The organism is Bacillus sp. PAMC28748 (assembly GCF_014250415.1).
GTDB lineage: Bacteria > Bacillota > Bacilli > Bacillales > Bacillaceae > Bacillus > Bacillus licheniformis.
Genome location: NZ_CP060192.1, coordinates 2,996,874 through 3,019,210, shown reverse-complemented (window position 1 = coordinate 3,019,210; position 22,337 = coordinate 2,996,874). Strand labels below are relative to the sequence as shown.

General features: G+C 46.8%; 25 protein-coding genes. All 25 read right to left on the bottom strand.

Annotated elements, in window-relative coordinates:
- Window positions 1–6 precede the first annotated feature (6 nt).
- The 25 genes from fliF to H7F26_RS15400 all read right to left on the bottom strand — a co-directional run bounded on the left by fliF (window position 7) and on the right by H7F26_RS15400 (window position 22,270).
- On the bottom strand, window positions 7–1,608 hold the full coding sequence (gene fliF / locus H7F26_RS15520) for a flagellar basal-body MS-ring/collar protein FliF (protein WP_003181766.1): 1,602 nt from the start codon (window positions 1,606–1,608) through the stop codon (window positions 7–9).
- A gap of 50 nt (window positions 1,609–1,658) precedes the next feature.
- Window positions 1,659–1,976 carry a flagellar hook-basal body complex protein FliE gene (fliE, locus tag H7F26_RS15515; RefSeq protein WP_003181764.1) on the bottom strand — a complete coding sequence of 106 codons (318 nt, stop codon included), beginning with the start codon at window positions 1,974–1,976 and terminating at the stop codon, window positions 1,659–1,661.
- A 13-nt stretch (window positions 1,977–1,989) separates the two neighbouring features.
- Window positions 1,990–2,442 (bottom strand): flagellar basal body rod protein FlgC, encoded by a 453-nt coding sequence (gene flgC / locus H7F26_RS15510; protein WP_009328519.1) that lies wholly within the window; start codon window positions 2,440–2,442, stop codon window positions 1,990–1,992.
- The gene (gene flgB, locus H7F26_RS15505; RefSeq protein WP_003181758.1) at window positions 2,442–2,831 is read right to left on the bottom strand and encodes a flagellar basal body rod protein FlgB; all 390 of its coding nucleotides are present in this window, start codon (window positions 2,829–2,831) and stop codon (window positions 2,442–2,444) included. Before flgB ends, flgC begins: the two co-directional genes overlap by 1 nt.
- Window positions 2,832–3,184: 353 nt before the next feature.
- Window positions 3,185–3,964, bottom strand: a complete 780-nt coding sequence (gene codY, locus H7F26_RS15500; protein WP_003181756.1) for a GTP-sensing pleiotropic transcriptional regulator CodY — start codon at window positions 3,962–3,964, stop codon at window positions 3,185–3,187.
- Between the two features lie 38 nt (window positions 3,965–4,002).
- Window positions 4,003–5,406, bottom strand: coding sequence for an ATP-dependent protease ATPase subunit HslU (hslU, locus tag H7F26_RS15495; RefSeq protein ID WP_003181754.1), 1,404 nt, complete (start codon window positions 5,404–5,406; stop codon window positions 4,003–4,005).
- A 16-nt stretch (window positions 5,407–5,422) separates the two neighbouring features.
- On the bottom strand, window positions 5,423–5,968 hold the full coding sequence (gene hslV, locus H7F26_RS15490) for an ATP-dependent protease subunit HslV (RefSeq protein WP_003181752.1): 546 nt from the start codon (window positions 5,966–5,968) through the stop codon (window positions 5,423–5,425).
- A 13-nt stretch (window positions 5,969–5,981) separates the two neighbouring features.
- Window positions 5,982–6,896, bottom strand: coding sequence for a tyrosine recombinase XerC (gene xerC / locus H7F26_RS15485; protein ID WP_003181750.1), 915 nt, complete (start codon window positions 6,894–6,896; stop codon window positions 5,982–5,984).
- A gap of 66 nt (window positions 6,897–6,962) precedes the next feature.
- Window positions 6,963–8,267: an FADH(2)-oxidizing methylenetetrahydrofolate--tRNA-(uracil(54)-C(5))-methyltransferase TrmFO gene (gene trmFO, locus H7F26_RS15480; protein WP_003181748.1), complete on the bottom strand. Its 1,305-nt coding sequence runs from the start codon at window positions 8,265–8,267 to the stop codon at window positions 6,963–6,965.
- Window positions 8,268–8,342: 75 nt separating this feature from the next.
- On the bottom strand, window positions 8,343–10,418 hold the full coding sequence (gene topA / locus H7F26_RS15475; protein ID WP_003181746.1) for a type I DNA topoisomerase: 2,076 nt from the start codon (window positions 10,416–10,418) through the stop codon (window positions 8,343–8,345).
- 204 nt (window positions 10,419–10,622) lie between these two features.
- Window positions 10,623–11,525: a DNA-processing protein DprA gene (dprA, locus tag H7F26_RS15470; protein ID WP_003181744.1), complete on the bottom strand. Its 903-nt coding sequence runs from the start codon at window positions 11,523–11,525 to the stop codon at window positions 10,623–10,625.
- Window positions 11,526–11,638: 113 nt separating this feature from the next.
- Window positions 11,639–12,541, bottom strand: a complete 903-nt coding sequence (gene sucD, locus H7F26_RS15465; protein ID WP_003181741.1) for a succinate--CoA ligase subunit alpha — start codon at window positions 12,539–12,541, stop codon at window positions 11,639–11,641.
- An 18-nt stretch (window positions 12,542–12,559) separates the two neighbouring features.
- On the bottom strand, window positions 12,560–13,720 hold the full coding sequence (sucC, locus tag H7F26_RS15460; protein ID WP_003181739.1) for an ADP-forming succinate--CoA ligase subunit beta: 1,161 nt from the start codon (window positions 13,718–13,720) through the stop codon (window positions 12,560–12,562).
- Between the two features lie 176 nt (window positions 13,721–13,896).
- Complete coding sequence (locus tag H7F26_RS15455; protein WP_003181737.1) at window positions 13,897–14,178, bottom strand: FlhB-like flagellar biosynthesis protein; 282 nt, start codon at window positions 14,176–14,178, stop codon at window positions 13,897–13,899.
- Window positions 14,175–15,863 carry a hypothetical protein gene (locus H7F26_RS15450; RefSeq protein ID WP_017474806.1) on the bottom strand — a complete coding sequence of 563 codons (1,689 nt, stop codon included), beginning with the start codon at window positions 15,861–15,863 and terminating at the stop codon, window positions 14,175–14,177. Before H7F26_RS15450 ends, H7F26_RS15455 begins: the two co-directional genes overlap by 4 nt.
- A gap of 24 nt (window positions 15,864–15,887) precedes the next feature.
- The gene (locus H7F26_RS15445; protein ID WP_003181732.1) at window positions 15,888–16,655 is read right to left on the bottom strand and encodes a ribonuclease HII; all 768 of its coding nucleotides are present in this window, start codon (window positions 16,653–16,655) and stop codon (window positions 15,888–15,890) included.
- 77 nt (window positions 16,656–16,732) lie between these two features.
- The gene (gene ylqF / locus H7F26_RS15440; RefSeq protein ID WP_003181730.1) at window positions 16,733–17,584 is read right to left on the bottom strand and encodes a ribosome biogenesis GTPase YlqF; all 852 of its coding nucleotides are present in this window, start codon (window positions 17,582–17,584) and stop codon (window positions 16,733–16,735) included.
- A gap of 114 nt (window positions 17,585–17,698) precedes the next feature.
- Window positions 17,699–18,046 (bottom strand): 50S ribosomal protein L19, encoded by a 348-nt coding sequence (gene rplS, locus H7F26_RS15435; protein WP_003181728.1) that lies wholly within the window; start codon window positions 18,044–18,046, stop codon window positions 17,699–17,701.
- Between the two features lie 138 nt (window positions 18,047–18,184).
- Window positions 18,185–18,916, bottom strand: a complete 732-nt coding sequence (gene trmD / locus H7F26_RS15430; RefSeq protein ID WP_003181726.1) for a tRNA (guanosine(37)-N1)-methyltransferase TrmD — start codon at window positions 18,914–18,916, stop codon at window positions 18,185–18,187.
- Entirely contained in the window at window positions 18,913–19,437 is a 525-nt protein-coding gene (rimM, locus tag H7F26_RS15425) for a ribosome maturation factor RimM (RefSeq protein ID WP_003181725.1), read from the bottom strand. The genes trmD and rimM overlap by 4 nt, the downstream gene beginning before the upstream one ends.
- Before the next feature lie 4 nt (window positions 19,438–19,441).
- Window positions 19,442–19,828 carry a YlqD family protein gene (locus H7F26_RS15420; protein ID WP_003181722.1) on the bottom strand — a complete coding sequence of 129 codons (387 nt, stop codon included), beginning with the start codon at window positions 19,826–19,828 and terminating at the stop codon, window positions 19,442–19,444.
- Between the two features lie 137 nt (window positions 19,829–19,965).
- Window positions 19,966–20,211, bottom strand: a complete 246-nt coding sequence (locus H7F26_RS15415; protein ID WP_003181721.1) for a KH domain-containing protein — start codon at window positions 20,209–20,211, stop codon at window positions 19,966–19,968.
- Window positions 20,211–20,483 carry a 30S ribosomal protein S16 gene (gene rpsP / locus H7F26_RS15410; protein ID WP_003181719.1) on the bottom strand — a complete coding sequence of 91 codons (273 nt, stop codon included), beginning with the start codon at window positions 20,481–20,483 and terminating at the stop codon, window positions 20,211–20,213. The genes H7F26_RS15415 and rpsP overlap by 1 nt, the downstream gene beginning before the upstream one ends.
- Window positions 20,484–20,590: 107 nt before the next feature.
- The gene (gene ffh / locus H7F26_RS15405) at window positions 20,591–21,931 is read right to left on the bottom strand and encodes a signal recognition particle protein (RefSeq protein WP_003181717.1); all 1,341 of its coding nucleotides are present in this window, start codon (window positions 21,929–21,931) and stop codon (window positions 20,591–20,593) included.
- A 15-nt stretch (window positions 21,932–21,946) separates the two neighbouring features.
- Complete coding sequence (locus tag H7F26_RS15400) at window positions 21,947–22,270, bottom strand: putative DNA-binding protein (RefSeq protein ID WP_003181715.1); 324 nt, start codon at window positions 22,268–22,270, stop codon at window positions 21,947–21,949.
- Window positions 22,271–22,337 lie beyond the last annotated feature (67 nt).

The window sequence follows — 22,337 nt, the reverse complement described above, 5'->3', positions numbered from 1 at the left end:
CTCCTCCTAATCCTCGGTCAGCCAGCTGCGCAGTAATTTGGCGAATTCTTCAGGCTTGTCTTTCGCCATTTTTTCAAGCTGTTTTCGTCTGACAGTTTCTTCTGTCTCTTTTTCATTGTTCACATCAGCAACCCGAATCGGCTCCTGAGGCGTTTCATACCATTCTTCCTCGTATTCGTCATCTCTATTTTTACGTCTTCTGACAAGCCAGATGATGAGGCCGATTACAGCAACAAGCGCTGCTCCGCCTGCGATGTAAGCCCACATCGGTATGCCGCCTGTTTCCGTTCCTTCATCGATTGTCTGCTTGCCGTCGAACGATTGGACAGAAACAACGATTTTATTTTCAACATCCTCATCTGTCAGAGGCTCTTCTTCATAGTTCTTGTCAATCGATGTTTTCACAATGGTTGAGAGGATTTTTTTAATATCGTCCTCCCTTTCAGCAGGCAGTGACTGCGGGTTGTTTGCATCAGGCGGTTCAACCATGACCTGGACGCCCAGATCTCTGATTTTGTACGGGCTCTCAGCGATTTCTTTATGGATTCTGTTGACTTCATTGTTGATTCGTTCTTCGCTTTTCTCATAGTCTCCGTTGCCTGTTCCGCCTTCTGTTTCAGCATAGTTCGTTACATCGTTTTCACCTGTTCCGTTGACGCCTCCCGCTTGTGCTCCCTGTCCGGAATATGTTTCACTGACGCGCTCTGCGCTGACCGTGATTCCTTCCATATTTTCTTTGTCGACAGGTTCAACCAGGTCTTCCGTCCTGTTTTCTTTTGTGAAATCGATGTCAGATGTGACGGATACAACCACTTTATCCTGTCCCATCATCGTGCCGAGCATGGTTTGGATTTGTCTTTGCAGGTCCTTTTCGATCTGGGCCTTGACTTCCCTTTGGGAAGAATAGCTGTCGGCGTAAGAACCGGACTCTTTGCCTGTTTGATCGTAATATGTGGAGTTTTGATCCATGATCACGATGTTTTTCGGGTCAAGGTTCGGCACGCTTTTCGATACGAGATGATAAAGGCCGTTGATTTCATTTTGATCAAGCGTGTGGCCGGGCTTCACCTGAAGAACAATCGAAGCGGATGCTTCCGGCTTTTCCTCTCCGACAAAGACGGATTCCTTCGGCAGGTTAATCATAACCTTCGAATCTTTAATCCCGTCTATTCCTTTGATGAGGTTGGATAGCTCGGTTTGCGTGGCTTTCACTTTCAAAACGTCAAATTCGTTGTCCGTCATGCCAAAACCGGCATTTTCGCCAAAGAATGAATAATCGATGCTCCCGCTTTTCGGAAGGCCCTCTGCGGCAAGATCGACTTTCAGTTCATCGACTTTTTCTTCCGGAACTTTGATGACTGAACCGTCAGTCGCAACTTCAGATGGAATACCTTTTTCATCGAGCACCTGTTTGATTTGGCCGGTTTCTTCAGCTGACAAATCTTTATAGAGCGGCACCATTTTATTTGACGAAGCAACAATTCCAATGATGATTGACAGGATGACTGCCAGAGCGACAATGCCGATCAGCAGAATCTTCTGCAGCTTTGATCTGTTTTTCCAAAAATCAGTTATTTTCGTTTTAATTTGCAATAAATTACGATTCATCTTACTCCCCCGGTAGTTACACTAATTCTCTTCGCTTTCAGACTCCTTTCTTACATTTGCATTCTCATGATTTCCTGATAAGCTTCAACCGCTTTGTTGCGGAATTCCGTCGCAGCCGTCAATGTAATGTTTGCCTTCTGGGCTGCAATCATCACTTCATCAAGGTTGACATCCTGACCGAGAGCAAGCGCGTTTGTCAGTTTATCAGATTCATTTTGAGATTGATTCAAAGCATTGATAGAATCTTTCAGCACGTTGGAAAAGCTGACTTGGTTCTCTGAACCGTCCTGCTTGTTCTTGATCTGATTTGTTGCATTCGTTCCCGCCTGCACGGATTGAACTCCAAACGGAGAGATTCCATTAACCATTCGTGTCATCACCCTACTTTCCGATTTCTAATGCTTTCATCAGCATTCCTTTTGTCGCGTTCATTGCTGTGACATTGGCTTCATATGACCTTGTGCTGCTCATTAAATCGACCATCTCTTTTAGCGGATCGACATTCGGCATCTGCACGTATCCGTCTTCGTTTGCGTCGGGATGGGTCGGATCATAAACGAGCTTAAACGGTGTTTTGTCTTCGCTTATCTTGGTCACCTTCACCCCTTCGCCGACTCTCGCCGATGCATTCATCGATGATTGGAGAACGGATGAAAAGGATTCGCCTTTCGGAGCCGTCGATACAAGCTTTCTTCTATACGGCTGCCACTGTCCGTCAACCAGCTTCGCTCTCGTCGTATCCATGTTTGCCAGGTTGGAAGAAACGGTATCCATTCTGACTCTCTGTGCAGTCAACGCTGAAGCTGAAATGTTGATGCTATTGAATACCCCCATTATTTACCTCCTGTAATCGCGGTTCTTAGCGAGTTGAATTTTCCGCTTATTCTTTCAACCAGCGCTTGATACTGGATTTGATTTTTCGCCATTTCACTCATTTCCTGATCAACGTCCACATTGTTCCCGTTTTCTTGATAAGTTGTATTCTTTCTCGACACAACTGAATAATTTGGCTCATTCCCTTTAAAGTCAATGTGTCTATAGTCTGTTTTTATGGCATTAATCCGGGAGGACTCCTCATTCAGCACATTTTTGAAGGATACTTTTTTCGCCTTGTAGTTCGGTGTATCTACATTGGCCAGATTGTTCGTTATGACTTTTTGCTTAATGTTCGCTTGATTCAAGGCTCCCTCTAGTCTATGTATCGTTCCTGAAAATATATCCACCGTCCAAATACCTCCAATCTTTTTCCATCTGTCTTAAAATCTTGTCGAGAATTGTAAAAACCATAAGCCTATTGTAAGGAATAATAGGCTTAAAGTCTATGATCTGGAAGCAAAAAAAAATCGTAAGAAATATCTATTTTATGAATAGGTATTTTGACCTAGATTATAAGAACTATGTAATGTTACGTTCATTAAAGTTTCAAAAAATTATGTTAGTATATCTTTTATTCAAGTAACGCATTGATTTTGCACCGCGTTTTAGTTGTTTTTTGATATGAAAAAATTACGATAATATAGTTTAAAACATGAAATAAAAAAAGCCGCAGAACGGCATGTTCTGCGGCTTTCGCCTTTTAATGAGACTTTAGTTTTTCTAACTCCATCAAAAATTTGTTGTTCAGCACTTTGATGTATGTGCCTTTCATCCCTAGTGACCTTGATTCAATGACACCGGCGCTTTCAAGTTTACGGAGCGCGTTGACAATGACCGAGCGGGTGATGCCGACGCGGTCTGCAATTTTACTAGCGACAAGCAGGCCTTCATTTCCGTCAAGCTCCTCAAAAATATGTTCAATTGCTTCAAGCTCGCTGTAAGATAGTGAACTGATCGCCATTTGAACGACCGCTTTGCTGCGCGCTTCCTCTTCGATCTCTTCCGCTTTCTCTCTGAGAATTTCCATTCCTACGACAGTGGCGCCATATTCGGCAAGGATCAGATCGTCATCCTCGAATTTCTCCTGAAGGCGGGACAGAATCAAGGTGCCCAGTCTTTCGCCTCCTCCGATGATCGGAACGACCGTGGTCAGACCCGCTTGGAACAAATCGCGGTTTTCCACAGGGAAAGCTGTGTATTCGCTGTTGATGTCAAGGTTAGATGACGTTTCCGGAATGTTGAACAGGCTTTTTGTATAATCTTCAGGAAACTGGCGCTCTTCAAGCATTTTTTTCATCCGGTCATTTTCGATCTGCTGGTTGATCGAGAAACCGAGAAGCTTTCCTCTGCGGCTGACGACGAAAATGTTCGAATCAATCACATCGCGAAGCGTTTCGGCCATTTCTTTAAAATTAACCGGCTTCCCTGCCGCATTTTGCAGCATTGCATTAATCTTTCTTGTTTTTTGTAATAAAGCCATAATAAATTGATCCTCCTAAATTACTCTTATTTAATTGTTTATAAAATAAACTGGCTTAAATCCTTATTCTTAGCGATCGAACCGAGCTTTTCTTCAACATATTGAGGCGTGATGACCACTTCTTCCATCGTCACATCCGGAGCCTCGAATGACAGTTCTTCCAAAAGACGTTCCAAAATGGTGTGAAGCCTTCTCGCCCCAATATTGTCTGTGTCCTGGTTCACATGATAAGCCACTTCTGCAATCTTACGAATAGCATCGTCAGAAAATTCAAGAGATATACCTTCCGTCTTCAATAAAGCCTTATACTGCTTAAGAAGAGCGTTGTCAGGCTCAGTTAAAATTTTCACAAAGTCATCGATGCTCAGCTTTTGAAGCTCAACGCGTATTGGAAAGCGCCCCTGCAGCTCAGGAATTAGATCTGAAGGCTTCGCCATGTGGAATGCACCTGCAGCAATGAACAGAACGTGATCCGTTTTGACCGCACCGTACTTTGTCATGACGGTAGATCCTTCAACAATCGGAAGAATATCGCGCTGCACGCCTTCTCTTGAGACGTCTGCCGATGAAGAAGCACCGCTCTTTTTGGCGATTTTATCGATCTCATCGATAAAGATGATTCCCGACTGTTCGGCTCTCTGGACAGCTTCCTGGGCAGCTTCGTCCATATCGATGAGCTTTGCCGCTTCTTCATTCGTCAGCACTTTTCGCGCTTCCCTGACCGTAAGCTTGCGGCGCTTTTTCTTTTTCGGCATCAGGCTGCTGAGCGCATCCTGCATGTTCATGCCCATCTGTTCCATACCCGAGCCTTGGAGCATATCAAACATGGACGGCTGCTGCTCCTCCACCTCAACGGTGACATAATGGTCTTCAAGTTCGCCGAGAGCAAGCTGATGCGCAATCCGTTTCCGGTTGTTTTCGATATCCGCGTCTTCTTGCTTTTCCGCTTCACCAGTTTCTTGATCCTGATTTCCGCCAAACAGCATTTCAAAAGGATTTTTCGCACCTGTCTGTTTTTTTCTTCCCGGTACAAGCAGGCGGACGAGGCGTTTATTTGCGTTTTCTTCAGCGATGCCTTTCACTTCGTTCATTTTTTCCTCTTTGACGAGGCGGACTGACGTTTCCACAAGATCCCTGACCATCGACTCCACATCTCTGCCCACATAACCGACTTCCGTGAACTTCGTCGCTTCGATTTTGACGAACGGAGCGCCGACGAGTTTCGCGATTCGTCTTGCAATCTCGGTTTTTCCCACACCTGTCGGGCCCATCATCAATATGTTTTTCGGAACGATTTCTTCGCGCAGTTTTTCATCAAGAAGACTTCTTCTGTAGCGGTTCCTCAATGCCACGGCGACCGCTTTTTTCGCATTGAGCTGGCCGACGATGTATTGATCAAGCCTTTCGACGATCTGCCTAGGAGTCAGCGGCTTTTTTTCCATATGCCTCATATCCTTTCTATTCAAGTTCTTCTACAATGATCTGATCGTTCGTATACACACAGATTTCGCCCGCGGTTTCAAGTGAAGCCCTCGCAATCGCTTTCGCGTCAAGCTGGCTGCCGGCATGACGTTTCAGCGCCCTTCCGGCTGCAAGCGCGTAGTTTCCACCTGAGCCGATCGCCAAAATGCCGTCGTCCGGTTCAATCACTTCGCCTGTTCCGGAAACGAGCAGCATGCTGTCGGCATTCATGACGATCAGCATCGCCTCAAGCTTTCTGAGGACTTTATCGCTTCGCCACTCTTTTGCAAGCTCGACTGCCGCCCGCTGCAAATTGCCGTTGTATTCTTCAAGCTTCGCTTCAAACATTTCAAAGAGCGTGAAAGCGTCTGCAACAGAACCGGCAAAACCGGCAATGACCTTTCCGTTGAAGAGTTTTCTTACCTTTCTTGCGGTATGCTTCATGACGACAGCCTGACCGAACGTAACCTGGCCGTCTCCCGCCATCGCGCTTTTTCCGTTGTGCTGGACGGCAAATATCGTCGTTGCGTGAAAAGATGACATAAAAGAACCTCCTTTATTTCCCTTTATGTGCCCGAGGGTGATGAGACATATATGTCTTTCTGAGCATATCTTTAGATACATGCGTATACACCTGGGTTGAAGAAAGATTTGAATGCCCAAGCAGTTCCTGAACGCTCCTCAGATCCGCACCCTCATTTAACAAATGGGTGGCAAATGTATGGCGGAGCATATGCGGATGTATATGTAATGTACCCGAAGTCTTCTTGACCAGTTCTCCCAAAATGTAACGAACCCCCCTCGGGGTTAAGGGCCCGCCCCTTTGATTCAAAAAAATAAAAGGGCGGGGCTCTTTCGCTTTTAACAGAAGGATGCGTCTTCCATTTTGCAAATACAGATCCAAAGCCTCCCGGGCGAATGAACCAAATGGAATATACCTTTGCTTCCTGCCTTTCCCGTGGACCAAAACCGTATCTAAAAACAGATCCAAATCAGATTCCTTCAGGCTGCAAAGTTCGCTTACCCGCATGCCTGTCGCGTAGAGAAATTCCAGGAGCGCCTGATTTCTTTGGCCGAGCGGTGTACTCAAATCCGAAACCTCAAACAGTTCTTCAAGTTCCTTTTCATATAAAAACTTCGGAATCCGCTTATCCTGTTTCGGGAGACTGACAAGCAGAAACGGGTTTTCTTTTACCAGCTTTTCCCTTAATAAAAATTTATAGAAGCTACGCAGAGCCGAAATTTTCTTGCTGATCGTCCTGCGAGTGAGCCCTTTTTCATGCGCTTCTGTCAAGAAAATTCTCACATCCGGATAAGTCACGTCTTCAAAACCCTTTATGCCCTGAACGTGTAAAAAGCGTTCAAAGTCTTCAATGGAAGAAATGTAACCCACAATTGTATATTTTGAATAATTCTTTTCTATTTGTAAATATTCAATGAATAAAGTTAAAAAATTCTTAACATTTGCCATCATTACACCTCTTCGAAAAGGGCTTTTAAATGTTATCACATAACAAGTTCATCTGGCAATGAATAACTATAGCGTTTTCGAAATATTTCGAATTGTCTCCAATGCGCGCGAAGCATACTGTTCATTTCGTTCCTGCTTGTTTTTAATTTTAACACCCAATTCTTTGAACAGGCCGAAGTTTGCATTCATCGGCTGGAAGTTTTTCTTGTTTGTTTCCGTAATGTAATGGGCCATGCTGCCGATCGCTGTTTCATTTGAAAAAGTGACAGGTTCTTTTCCCTGGATGAGCCGAGCCGCATTTATACCGGCAACAAGACCTGAAGCCGCTGATTCAACATACCCTTCAACACCTGTCATTTGACCGGCAAAAAACAGATCGTCCCGCTTTTTAAACTGGTAGGTCGCTTTTAACAGACTCGGCGAGTTGATGAACGTATTTCTGTGCATCACGCCGTAGCGGACGATTTCTGCCTGTTCCAGTCCCGGAATGAGGCGGAGCACTTCTTTTTGGTCGCCCCATTTGAGGTGGGTTTGAAAACCGACGATATTGTAAAGCGTGCCGGCTGCATCATCTTGGCGCAGCTGCACAACGGCGTACGGACGCTTTCCTGTTTTTGGGTCTTCAAGTCCGACAGGCTTCATCGGGCCGAACAGCATGGTTTTTTTGCCGCGCTTCGCCATGACTTCAATCGGCATACAGCCTTCAAAGAAGATTTCCTTTTCAAATTCTTTCAATGGAACGGTTTCCGCAGACACAAGGGCGTCATAAAACCTGTCAAACTCTTCTTCTGTCATCGGACAGTTCAAATACGCTGCCTCCCCTTTGTCATAGCGGGATTTCAAATAGACTTTATCCATGTCAAGGCTGTCCTTTTCAACAATCGGCGCAGCCGCGTCATAAAAGTATAGATAGTCCTCGCCTGTCAGCTCCCGGAGCTTTGCGGAAAGCGCTTCTGATGTCAGCGGTCCTGTCGCAATGATTGTCGGTCCTTCCGGTATTTCCGTGACTTCTTCATGAAGCACGGTCACATTCGGATGATTCTTTACTTTTTCGGTAACGTTTGCGGCAAATTCATGCCTGTCTACGGCAAGCGCACCGCCGGCAGGAACAGAACATTCGTCAGCAGCAGCGATGATGGCCGAGTCAAGAACCCGCATTTCTTCCTTTAATACACCGACAGCATTCGTTAATGAATTCGCCCGAAGCGAGTTGCTGCAGACAAGTTCGGCAAATTTATCTGTATGGTGCGCCGGCGTTTGCTTGACTGGCCTCATTTCGTATAAACGGACATTGATACCGCGCTTAGCAAGCTGCCATGCCGCTTCGCTTCCTGCAAGTCCTGCACCGATGACATTTACTGTTTGATTCATATTCACATCTCCTAATTTATGAATTGACTTATTCTTTTAACACAACAAAGAAGGTGAGCAAAGCCCTGCTCACCGCTACTTTTGTTGTTCTTCCTTATAATCGCAATTAACGCACTGCACTTGAACGCCTTTTTTGAGCTTTTTCTCCACAAGCATGTCCTCGCATTTCGGACATTTCCGTTCAAGCGGTTTATCCCATGATACGAATTCACATTCAGGATAGCGGTCACAGCCGTAAAAAATGCGGCGTTTTTTCGATTTGCGCTCGACGATGTTGCCGGTTTTGCATGATGGGCATTTGACGCCGATCTCTTTTACGATCGGCTTGGTGTTGCGGCAGTCCGGAAAATTGGAGCAGGCCATAAATTTGCCGTACCGGCCCATTTTATAGACCATCGGATGTCCGCACGCTTCACAGTCAACACCTGCATACTCCGGTTCGATCTCCACTTCCTGCATCTCGGCTTCCGCTTTTTCAACGCGCTTTTCAAAGTCCTTGTAAAAGGAATCGATGATCTGCACCCATTGAATGTTTCCGTCTTCAACGTCATCAAGCTCTTTTTCCATTTTGGCGGTGAACTCAACGTTAATAATCTCAGGGAAAAACTCCATGATCAAGTCAAGCACAATTTCACCGAGCTCAGTCGGAATAAAGCGTTTATTATCAAGGGCGACATACCCGCGCTTTTGGATCGTGTCAAGCGTCGGCGCGTATGTGGATGGACGTCCGATTCCCAGTTCTTCAAGCGTTTTGACCAGCCTTGCTTCCGTATAGCGCGGAGGCGGCTGTGTGAAGTGCTGTTCGGGCTCGATGTCTTTTGAAAGCACGGTATCGCCTTCAGCGAGATCCGGAAGCATCTTATTCTTCTCTTCCATCTGATCGTCTTTGCCTTCAACGTACACTTTCATGAAGCCTGAAAACTTGACTTTACTGCCGTTTGCCCGAAATGTCAACCCGTTGTTTTCAAGGTCGACGCTCATCGTATCCAGTGTCGCCGGAGCCATTTGGCTTGCGACAAAGCGCTCCCAGATCAGCTTGTATAGCCGAAGCTGGTCTCTTCCCAATACCGCCTTCAGATCGGAAGGCTTTCTGAGCACCGAGGTCGGCCTGATCGCTTCGTGGGCATCCTGGGCGTTTTCATTCTTTTTGGCCGGCTTTCGCTTGCTACCCAAAAATTCTTTTCCGTACTGTTCGCCGATGAATGATGCCGCTTCTTCTTGAGCAGTATTCGAGATACGGGTTGAATCCGTTCTCATATAAGTGATTAACCCGACCGTTCCTTCTTTGCCGAGATCGATTCCTTCATAAAGCTGCTGGGCGATCATCATCGTTTTCTTTGCCCGGAAATTCAATTTGCGCGCCGCTTCCTGCTGAAGCGTCGACGTCGTAAATGGGAGCGCAGGATTTCGCTTCCGTTCTTTTTTCGTTACCTTTTTGACCTCAAATTTGTTCCCTTTGATCCGGGATAGGATTTGCTTCACATCATCTTCGCTTTTCAGCTGGTGCTTTTCCCCGTTGATTCCGAAGAAGCTCGCTTCAAACGTTTCTTTACCTTTGAGAAAAGACCCTTCAATTGTCCAATATTCTTCCGGTATAAAATCGTTGATTTCTTTTTCCCGGTCAATGATAAGGCGGAGCGCAACAGATTGGACACGTCCCGCACTCAAGCCTTTTTTTACTTTTTTCCATAATATCGGACTGATTTTGTACCCTACAAGGCGGTCCAGAATTCTTCTCGCCTGCTGGGCGTCGACAAGATCCATATTGATCATGCGCGGATGCTTAAATGATTCTTTGATCGCATCTTTTGTAATTTCATTAAATACGACGCGGCAGTCGGAATTCAGGTCCAAATCAAGGCTGTGCGCCAAATGCCACGCAATCGCTTCCCCTTCCCTGTCGGGGTCGGCTGCGAGATAAACTTTTTTTGCCTTTTTGGCGGCCGTTTTTAATTCTTTCAACACGGGGCCTTTCCCGCGGATCGTAATGTATTTTGGTTCAAAGTTCTGCTCGATGTCAACGCCCATCTGGCTTTTCGGCAAATCTCTGACGTGCCCCATCGAGGCTTTTACTTTATATTTTTTTCCTAAGTATCGCTCAATCGTTTTTGCCTTTGCAGGCGATTCCACGATGACTAAGTATTCGGACATAACATTATCCCCCTCAAGAGGTGTTCTCTCTCTTTTCAATTTAGCCTTTTTATTGTATTCAGCATAATCGTCGTTTATATAGTCATTATTTTTACGAAAAGTGTCTGATTTAATCCTTCTATATGTTGAACGCCGATTAAAGCGTTTAAACTTGAAATCCTCACTATTATTAAATATTACAATACGGTTTGTCAAACGATAATTCTAAACAGGCTCTGTATATTGAGCGTTTGAAGGCGGAAGTTCGTTCAAAATGTCTTCAATAGTTAATACGAGTTTCGCCCCTTCCTGGATCAGCCTTGAAGGACCGAAAGAGTTGGCATCAAAGATCGGACCCGGCACGGCGAACACCTCCCGCCCCTGCTCAAGGGCTTGGTATGCTGTAATGAGCGATCCGCTCTTTTCCTTGCCTTGGACGACAACGATTCCTTCCGTTAATCCGCTGATCAGCCGATTTCGCATGGGAAAATGCCATTTTTGCGGTTTAATGTGAGGAGGGTGCTCTGATACCAGCAGGTGGCTTTCGGCCATTTGTCCGGCGAGCTGGCGATGTTCACGGGGATATATGCTGTTGAATCCGCCCGCGATAACGCCGATTGTCCTTCCCTTTGAACGGATGCTCTCCTGATGGGCGAGACCGTCAATTCCTTTTGCAAGACCGCTGACGATCGTCCAGCTGTTTTTGCAAAGCTCCCTGACAAGCTGGACCGCAGCTCTTTTTCCGTATAATGACGGGCAGCGAGTTCCGACGATTCCGATCAGTCTTTGTTCATGGAGAAGTTTTTTGTTTCCTTTTAAAAAAAGGACGGGAGGCGGGTCATGAATGGTTTTCAGGCTGGCTGGATAATCAGGGGAAGATATGGCGGTCATGCGGACGCCGGCCGCCTCGTAAGAACGGATGAGCCGTTTAACATTAGACAGTTCTTGTTCCGCCAGTTTTCGTATGGAGCACAAGTCTGATCTTTTTAATGAAAGCTTCGTTAAAAGATGGTTTTTTTCGCCCGTAAGAGACAAGGAAGGGTCCTGCTTCCACCACTTGGTCAGCAGAGAAGGGGAGAGTGTGCCGCGAAGGCGGAGCAATATCAAAAGCTCGCTGCTGTCGTTCATTCAAAAACCTCCAAAAATTTTTAAAACAAAACAATCTGAAAGTACTAAACGATATAACCAGTTATGAAAAAGCAGGAATAGACCAATCGGACTATTCCCGCTCTTTTTAATCATCAGTGTGTTTTACACGTTTCGTAAAGACCTTTTTCCTTCAGCACTTTAATCAATGTTTCTCCCATGACAGAAGGCGTTTCAGCCACTTCGATTCCGCAGGCATTCATCGTTTTGATCTTTTCGTCCGCCGTGCCTTTTCCTCCGGAAATGATGGCGCCCGCATGCCCCATGCGCTTGCCCGGAGGCGCTGTCTTTCCTCCGATGAAACCGACGACAGGTTTGGTCATGTTGGCTTTCACCCATTCAGCCGCTTCCTCTTCAGCTGTTCCGCCGATTTCGCCGATCATGATCACCGCATGTGTATCAGGATCTTCATTAAAAGCCTTCAGCACATCGATGAAGTTTGTGCCGTTGACGGGGTCTCCGCCGATGCCCACTGCTGTCGACTGGCCGACTCCTGCTTCGGAAAGCTGATGAACCGCTTCATATGTAAGGGTTCCTGAACGCGACACAACGCCGACATGGCCTTTTTTATGGATATATCCGGGCATGATCCCGATTTTGCATTCCTCAGGCGTAATGACTCCCGGGCAGTTCGGACCGATGAGTCTCGTTTTCTTGCCTTCCATATACCTTTTGACTTTTACCATATCAAGCACCGGAATATGCTCAGTAATGCAGATGACAAGATCAAGCTCAGCATCTGTCGCTTCCATAATCGCATCGGCCGCAAAAGCCGCAGGAACGTAAATGACAGACGCATTTGCCCCGGTCTGCTTTACAGCCTCTTCGACCGTATTGAACACAGGCACCCCTTCGACCTCTGCTCCGCCTTTGCCCGGTGTGACTCCGCCGACAATTTTCGTTCCGTATTCAAGCATCTGCTTTGTGTGAAACAAAGCGGTTGAACCCGTTATCCCCTGAACAATGACTTTTGTGTCTTTATTAATAAATACACTCATTTTGCTCCCCTGCCTTTCTTACTTCACTAAGGATACGATTTTCTGCGCGCCGTCAGCCATTGATTCCGCAGACGTAATATTGAGTCCTGAATCATCGAGGATCTTCTTGCCGAGATCGACATTGGTGCCTTCAAGGCGAACGACAAGCGGCAATGTCAGACCGACTTGTTTTGTCGCTTCAACAACGCCTTCTGCAATGACGTCGCATTTCATGATGCCGCCGAAAATATTGACAAAGATCCCTTTGACGTTTTGATCAGACAAAATGATCTTGAACGCTTCCGTTACCTTTTCGGCTGTCGCGCCGCCTCCAACGTCAAGGAAGTTGGCCGGTTCCCCTCCGTAGTGCTTGATAATGTCCATGGTCGACATCGCAAGCCCCGCTCCGTTGACCATGCAGCCGATGTTTCCATCGAGCGAAATATAGCTTAAATCATACTTGGATGCTTCGATTTCCTTCGGATCTTCTTCATCGAGATCTCTGTACTCCAAGATGTCTTTTTGTCTGTATAGCGCATTGCTGTCAAAGTTCAGCTTGGCGTCAAGGGCCATGACTTTTCCGTCCCCTGTGACGACGAGCGGATTGATTTCAGCAATGGAACAGTCTTTTTCAGTAAACGCCTTGTACAGCCCCATCATAAACTTAACGGCCTGGCCGACAAGCTCTTTCGGAATATTGATGGCGAAGGCGATTTTTCTCGCCTGGTAGCTCTGCAGTCCGACAGCCGGATCGATCACTTCTTTGACGATTTTTTCCGGTGTTTTTTCAGCGACTTCTTCAATTTCCGTGCCGCCTTCTTCAGAGGCCATCAGCACGATGCGTGAAGTCGCCCTGTCGAGAACTAGACCGACATAGTATTCTTTTTTGATATCGCAGCCTTCTTCAATAAGTAAGCGTTTTATTTGTTGGCCGTCGGGACCCGTCTGGTGAGTGACAAGCGTCTTTCCCAACAATTCTTCCGCATAGGCTTTGACTTCTTCTTTTGATTTTGCAATTTTAACCCCGCCAGCTTTACCGCGTCCGCCGGCGTGAATTTGAGCTTTCACGACATAAACCGAGCTGGACAGCGCTTCCGCTGCTTTGACCGCTTCATCTGCTGTAAATGCCACTTTACCTTCCGGAACAGCCACTCCGTATTTTCTGAGTACTTCTTTCCCTTGGTACTCATGGATATTCATTTTCCCATCCTCCTAACTTATGTAGCAAAAATAAAAATAGACTGCGCTTTCATTTTATATAATCATAGATCGATTGTCTAGGTTTCGATGAGAAATCGTAAAATCCTTCTAAACATTCACACTTTTATTTTATTAAAAATATAAAATTAATAGAGGAAACGGCTTTTTTTCAAAAGTCATTCCCTCTTTTTCATTTTTTCATCAAGCGTATAGACGAATGAAAAGATCTCGGCGACGATCTCGTAAAGCGCTTCAGGAATGTGGTCGTCAAGCTCCAAGTGGCGCATCAATTCGACAAGCGTCGCATCTTCCTGAATCGGAACACCGGCTTTCTGCGCCTCTTCAATGATCTTCTCCGCCGTGTATCCCGACCCTTTGGCAACCACCTTCGGCGCCTTGTCCTTCATTTCATCGTAGTGAAGCGCAACAGCTCTTCTTAATGGAACAGATTCCTTCATATTTTCACATCCACTGCGCTCTCTGTAATTTGTTCAAAACGGGACTCCAAAAACGGAGCGAGCTTCATGTTTTCCCGTTTTTTTGCTGAGACGCCTGACAAGCTGTAGCCCAGCTCTTTCAGGTTTTCCTTTAAAGCCGGGACCAGCGGTTCAATCAAAGACTCCAAATCGAACTTTGTTTCAATTGTAACCGTCATGACGTTTTGCTGGATCAAACAATCGATCACCGTCTCTTCAAGGGCTTCCAACTGAAGGTAAAACATGAGGCGGCACTGGGAAGGGTCGATTTTTCCGTCGTCTTTTTTCTGCCCTTTTAAGAAAACGTTCAAATCCTGGACGCCGTTCTTTGAAAACAGAGGGTACGACAGAAAAAGCTGGCTCTGGGCAGGCTGATCATTCTGCAAAAACAGCTGTCCGTTTAAACGGTGAAAGATTTGGTCCGCTTCCTGTTTTACAGGAGCCGGAAGATCGGAAGCATGCCTCATTTCATTCAGCACGAGCTTTAAAGATTGCAGGCCCTGCTCTTTGAGAACGGCGCCGTTTTCCATCGCTCTCAACAATGAGAGCTCATCTCTGACGCCTAAAACATCTTTGATCTTGAGGAGAACGGATAATACATCGGCTTTATTCGTCAATGCAGGCGCTGTTTCTTTCATGATATGCTGCAAAAGTTCCGTCTCTTTTGGCGTGAATCCTTCCAGAACGGCCGGAGCTTGTCCGAGAGCTCCGCGCGATTCAAGCGCTCTGATGACGCCTGCCGCTTCTCTTGCAATATGCGTCCCGTTCGTTTCGGCTTGTGCCGCCAATTTAGCGAACACGTCTTTAGCTGCTGCGATTTGCGGATTGTGCTGGGCTGCTTTTGCTTCCTGTCCGTATGCGCCGCCAGCGTCTGCTTTTTGCGGAGGTTTTCCGCCTTCTGACTGAACCTGCGGCTTTAATGGCAGAACGGCCTGCAGTTCTCCTTTTTCCAGCGATCTGATGTGTTCCGCAAGCTTTTGAATCAGCCTTTCGGCATGCACCTCAGTCTCCGCTTGTAAAACTGGCAAAAGCGCCTGTTTCAGCTTTTCCATGCCTGGGGATGGCTGAGCGGCGTTCGCGATCATATCAAGCGTTCTCGCAATCTGCTCATTGAGCGGAACGGGGCTTTTGACGGCCATAATCGAATCGAGCACGCCGGGGTGGACGGGAAGTTCGCGTTTAAGAGCGAACATGACGGCATCGGCGCCTTTTTGGGCATCGGACTTCGGCAGATTTTCAAGCCACTTGATGGCGGCTCTTAAATCGTTTTCCCTGATCGGCTGCTGCTCCTTCAGCAACGCTCCGACCAGAAAGACGGCTTCCTTCGTCCGCTTCAGAGAAAGCCCGTTCAACAGCTTAAAGGCGGCATCCTGCACGGTCTTCGGGTTTTTGTCAAACGCTTCAACGACCTGAAGGCGGCCTGTCGCTTCATCCGGCTTCTTTTCATACGAAAACCAGTAATGAGCGCCCGCTTTCAGGGGTGCCTCAAGCTTCCCCTGCCATTTCGTATTGCCGATTTGTATTTCGGCGAACTGCTCGCTGATAAAGCGGAGCACTTTGCCGAGCATCAGCCTTTTCTGATCCGTCTCCGTTCCGCTGATCCGCTGGAGAGAATCCGCTTGTTCAAATTGTTTTCTTAAGCTGTTATGTACATCGTTCAGCATCATCAAAGTCATTCTTCCTCCGGAACGTTATTCATGTGCTTTAACAGGGGCGAACGATCTTCGGTGTATCGGCGACGGGCCGTATTTCGCCAGGGCATTCAGATGCTCCTTCGTTCCGTAGCCTTTATGCTTTTCAAACCCGTAGAGAGGATACTTTTCAGCGTATTCATCCATCAGCCTGTCCCTCGTCACCTTTGCGATGCATGCGCCTGCTGCTATCGAGGCGCTTTTGGCATCCCCTTTAATAATCGATGACTGCTCTGTATCGACCGCAAGCGACATGGCGTCGATCAGAAGATAATCCGGTGCGACGTCCAGCGCTTGGACCGCTTTCAGCATCGCCGCTTTGGAGGCTTCATAAATATTCAGCTCATCGATCTCATGGGCGTCCGCGATCCCGACGCCGACTGCTGCGGCTTCTTCCATTATGTATGAATAATAGTCTTCTCTTTTTTGCTTTGACAGTTTTTTCGAATCTGTCAGCCCTAATATTTCACAATCTTCTTTGAGGATGACAGCGGCGGCGACAACCGGCCCTGCGAGAGGCCCTCTGCCCGCCTCGTCGATTCCGGCGATATATTGATAGCCCCGCGCTCTCAGCGACCGTTCAAAAGACGTCATCGCCTGCCACTCTTCCCGCATGGCCGAAAGCCTTTCATTTTTCTTCAGCCAGGCGTCGACGAGCGCTTGAACGCTTTTTCGCTCATCATTTTTGCACTGCTCTATAAAAGGGTCCTTTTCATCGCTCACCGATTGAAGATGTTCTTTAATTTCTTTGACGGTTAATGTTTTCACTTTCTCTTCTCCCCTAATGTTCTTATCGGCGCATCTTCTGCAAAAATAAAGGCCCGCTCTTTTAAAAGCGCGCCTTTTTACATATCCTCCGGCTTTTCAAAAGAAAGCGGGCCGAATTTTTCGGTGCGGATATCGCGGATGATGACTTCTGTCGTCTTGTCGTAATTGATCTCGCCTCCGGCCATGAGGCAGCCGCGTTTTTTTCCGATCTCATCAAAAAGCGCTGCAATTTCTTCAGGAATCTCCTCCAGGTCATAGCGCTTTTTTAAGCGTTCGGGGTAATTCTCTTCCAAAAAGCGCAAACCGTAGACGGCGACATCCTGCAAGTTGATAATCGAATCTTTAATTGCGCCTGTTGCCGCGAGCCTCAGCCCGACAAGCTCGTCCTCAAACTTCGGCCATAAAATCCCCGGTGTATCGAGAAGCTCCAGCTCTTTTCCGACCTTCACCCACTGCTGTGCAGTCGTTACTCCGGGTCTGTCGCCCGTTTTGGCGATGTTTTTTTTCGCAAGCCGGTTGATCAAGGTCGATTTGCCGACGTTTGGAATACCGACGATCAATGCTCTGATCGCGCGCGGCTTTACACCTTTTGCTTTCATTTTATCAAACTTTTCTTTCAGCAGCTCTTTTGATGCAGGAAGAATTTGATTGAGCCCCTGTCCGTTGACCGAGTTGATGGCGAGGGTAGGAATTCCGTCTTTTTCAAAGTGCTGCTTCCAAGCCTTTGTCACGGAGGAGTCCGCTTTATCCGCCTTGTTGAGCAGCATGATTCTCGGCTTGTTCTTTAAAATGTCTTCGATCATCGGGTTTCTTGAAGACATCGGAATTCTGGCGTCGACCAGTTCGTATACAATGTCGATCAGCTTGAGTTTTTCCGTTACTTCCCGCCTCGCTTTGGCCATATGCCCGGGGAACCATTGGATCACCATTTGTCTGCCACCTACTTTCTGTTATTGCTATTCTTTTAATGGTGCGATGCATTTATACTTGTTTGACAAAAAAAGAGCTTGTTATGGTTAACAAGCTCTTTTCGTTCGTTATCATTATCGTCTGATTTCTTTAATACGAGCCGCTTTTCCACGAAGTTCGCGCAAGTAATAAAGTTTCGCACGGCGTACTTTACCATGACGGACAACTTCGATTTTCGCGATTTTCGGTGTGTGCAATGGGAATGTACGCTCAACTCCGACACCGTAAGAAATCTTACGAACTGTGAAAGTTTCGCTGATTCCGCCACCACGACGCTTAATCACGACACCTTCAAAAACCTGGATACGCTCACGGTTACCCTCGACAACTTTAACGTGTACACGTAAAGTATCACCAGGACGGAACGCAGGCAAATCAGTGCGCAATTGTTCTTTTGTGATTTCTTCAATCAATTTTTGCATCGTCTTCAACTCCTTCCAACAGATGCTCTTGCGCGAGTTAACCGGCACAGCGGAACATCGTTTTCAAACTTAAACGAGCGTTCCCGTTCAAGTCACAAGTAGTATCATACCACACCTTTTTCCCGGGCGCAATAGAATCTACCGGTTTTTCCATTCAGAAATCCACTTTCGCTCTTCTTCTGACAAAGGATAGTTTTCCAGAAGGTCGGGACGCCTTAAAAATGTGCGCCTGAGAGACTCCTTCCGCCGCCATTCTTTGATCTTCGCATGGTTCCCGGATGTCAGAACGTCCGGCACCTTCAAGCCTTTATAATCTGCCGGCCGCGTGTAATGAGGGTGTTCAAGAAGCCCTGTGCTGAAAGAGTCTTCAAGGTGCGATTCTTCCTTGCCGAGCACGCCCGGCAAAAGCCGCACAACGCTGTCTGCGATCATCATCGCCGGCAGCTCTCCCCCTGTCAAAACGAAATCTCCGATCGAAATCTCGTCTGTAGACAGGTGCTCCCTGATCCGTTCATCATACCCTTCATAATGGCCGCAAATGAACATTAAATGCTCTTCCCGCGCCAGTTCTTCCGCCTTCTGCTGGGTATAGCGTTCACCCTGGGGGCAGACGAGGATGATTCTCGGAGACCCTCCGGCTTCAGCCGTCAGCTTTTCGACCGCGTCAAAGACGGGCTGCGGTTTCAGCACCATTCCGGCTCCGCCGCCGTATGGATAATCGTCAACGGTTTGATGCTTGTTGTCGGAATAGGCCCGAAAGTTCACCACGCGAAAACGGACAGCGTCCTTGTCCTGAGCTTTTTGCAGGATCGACGAGCCGAGCACGCCTTCAAACATTTCCGGAAAAAGCGTTAAAAAATCGATTTTCATTCGTCAAGTAATCCTTCCATGATATGAATCTTGATCGTTTTATCCGCTACGTTAATCTCTTTGACAACGGCGTCAATATAAGGGATGAGCGCGTCTTTCTTTCCCGGTCTGGCCACGACCCAGACATCGTTGGCGCCCGGCGTTAAAATTTCTTTCACCTTGCCGATTAAATCCCCGTCTTCCGAGAAAACATCGCAGCCGATGATTTCGTGAAAGTAGTATTCGTCTTCCGCCAACTGGCTTAATTGGTCTTCGGGAACTTTAATCAAGGCATTCTTTAATTTTTCGGCTTCGGTGAGCGTTTCAACCTCTTTAAACTGCAAAAGGTGGAACTGTTTGTGAAGCCTGTGGGCGCTGACGGTCACCTGGACAGGCTCGTCTTTTCCTTCCAGAAACAAGTAGAGCGCGTTTCCGGGCTTGTACCGCTCCTCAGGAAAATCGGTTCTTGAAATGACGCGGACTTCGCCTTTTACCCCATGAGTATTAACAATTTTCCCTACATTAAACCATTGTTTCAGCATTTCTTCACCTCGGACGAATTTCAATGACGATCCCGTCTTTAATCACGATTGTTTTTCCCGCCGTCATATCATGCCAATTATCCCCGACTTCAATGTCCATTAAAGCGTCGATTTCTTTTTCCTTTACTTCGCTGCCAAGCGGCAGTGTGTGGATTTGATTGATTTGAAAAACGATCATTTTAATCTTGTCCTGTCGTTTTTCAATTTCTTTTTTAAATGATTCAGTCGCCGCCGGATTGTGGTGTTCCTTTTCGTGTTTCCTGAGCTGAAAATAGAGCTGGTTGCATTCGCGCTCAAGGATTTCCTTTCTTTCTTCAAAAGAAGCCAGCAGCTTTTTTTTGCTGTTTTCAGTCAAAACCTGCATGACGGTAACACGTTGGATAATTTGCATGGCATCATCACCTACTGTCCCGTGATTTTTCCTTTCCCTGAAATCCGGCAGCCTGGCATAAGCTGACGATCGGAATCGTTCATCTGTTTCTATTTTTCTTACATGTTAAAAAAGGGGGAGGTTTTCACCCTCTCCCCTTAGTCTGCGATCTCAAGTTGAACTTTCTTAGAAGACTGTGCGCCTGCCGCAAATACGACAGAGCGTATCGCTCTTGCAGTGCGCCCTTTTTTGCCGATGATCTTGCCGGTATCCTCTCTGTTGACAGACAGGCGGAACATAATCCGCTCTGGATTTTCCTCTTTGAAAACCTGAACATCATCCGGGTGATCCACAAGCGGCTTGACCAGTGATACAATCAGCTCTTCCAAGTGCAGATCACTCATTATTTGCTTTGTTTAGCGTTGTGGAATTTTTCCATAATGCCTTCTTTTGAGAACAGGTTGCGAACCGTGTCAGACGGTTTAGCTCCTGTTTGAAGCCATTTAAGCGCAAGCTCTTCGTCGATTTTGACTTCCGCTGGTTTTGCAAGCGGGTTGTAAGTTCCGACTGTTTCGATGAAGCGGCCGTCACGCGGTGAACGAGAATCTGCTACAACAATACGATAGAAAGGAGATTTTTTAGCTCCCATACGTTTTAAACGAATTTTTACTGCCATTTTACTAGCACCTCCGAAAATATTTCAACAAGATAGTATATTAACAATGATAAAAGTGTTTGTAAAGTGTTTTTTCTTAACAACGTTTTTATCATCTGAAAACAGGTTTACATGAAGGGCAGTTTAAACCCTTTTTTCTTGCCTTTTGTCATGTTTGTCATCTGTTTCATCATTTTTTTCATTTCTTCAAATTGCTTTAAAAGACGGTTGACTTCCTGGACGGATGTCCCGCTTCCTTTAGCAATCCGTTTGCGCCTGCTTGCATTGATGATCTCAGGCTGCTCTTTTTCCTTCCCGGTCATCGACTTGATGATCGCTTCGATATGGCTGAGCTGTTTTTCATCAACCTTCACGTTTTTTAAGCCTTTCATTTTGCCTGCGCCGGGCATCATTTGAATCAGGTCTTCAAGCGGCCCCATATTGCGGACCTGTCCGAGCTGTTCCAAAAAGTCGTCGAGCGTAAAGCTCATATTTTTCATTTTTTGCTCGAGTTCCTTCGCCTTTTCTTCGTCTACGTTGGCCTGGGCTTTCTCGATAAGGGTGAGCACATCGCCCATTCCGAGTATCCGCGAAGCCATCCGTTCAGGATGAAACGGCTCCAGCGCATCAAGCTTTTCGCCCATTCCGGCGAATTTGATCGGCGTGTTTGTCACGGCGCGGATTGACAAGGCCGCTCCGCCTCTAGTATCGCCGTCAAGCTTCGTCAAGATGACACCTGTCACACCGAGCTGTTCGTTAAAGCTTTTGGCAACATTGACCGCGTCTTGACCCGTCATGGAGTCAACGACAAGGAAAATCTCTTCCGGCTGAGCGGTTTCTTTTACCTGCTCAAGCTCATCCATCAGCTCTTCATCAATATGAAGGCGTCCCGCCGTATCGATGAGAACGTAGTCGTGATGATCTTCTTTCGCCTTTTCGATGGCCTGCTTGGCAATCTCCACCGGACTGACCTTGTCACCCAGTGAAAATACCGGCATATCGAGCTGCTTGCCGAGCGTTTCCAGCTGTTTGATCGCCGCCGGGCGGTAGATGTCTGCTGCCACGAGCAGCGGATTGCGGTTATGTTTTTTGCGAAGCAGGTTGGCAAGCTTTCCAGTCGACGTCGTTTTACCGGCCCCTTGCAGACCGACCATCATGATGACGGTCGGCGGACGCTTTGCAGCGGCAATCTTGCTTTCCTCGCCGCCCATCAGCTCCGTCAGCTCTTCTTTTACCACTTTAATGACCTGCTGTCCGGGCGTCAGGCTTTTCATAACGTCTTGTCCGACAGCTCGTTCGCTTACCTTTTTCACAAAATCTTTCACGACTTTAAAATTGACGTCCGCTTCAAGGAGCGCTAAACGGACTTCGCGCATCATCTCTTTGACGTCTTGCTCCGTTACTTTTCCTTTTCCGCGGATTTTTGAGATCGTTTGCTGCAGTCGGTCGGCTAATCCTTCGAATGCCATATTAAGTGCCGCCTCCTAATCTAATTTCTCAAGCGCATCAATCAGGGACTCCGCCTCAGGCTGACCGTCAGTCAGCTTTCTCAGCGCTTCAAAAATCTTTTTGCGCTCTTGAAATTTTTTAAACAAAAGTAGCTTTTCTTCATATTGCTCAAGCATGGCTTCGGTCCGTTTGATATTGTCATAGACCGCCTGCCTTGAGACATGATATTCTTCAGCTATTTCGCCAAGGGAGAAATCGTCTAAGTAGTAAAGCGACATGTAGCTTTTTTGTTTTGATGTCAACAACGACTGATAGAAATCGAATAAGTAATTCATTCTCGTTGTTTTTTCAAGCGTCATGAGACTCTCCCCTTTGTTAAGTCAAATCCCTTTACGATACACTAGTTTACGCTGAAATATTTGATCT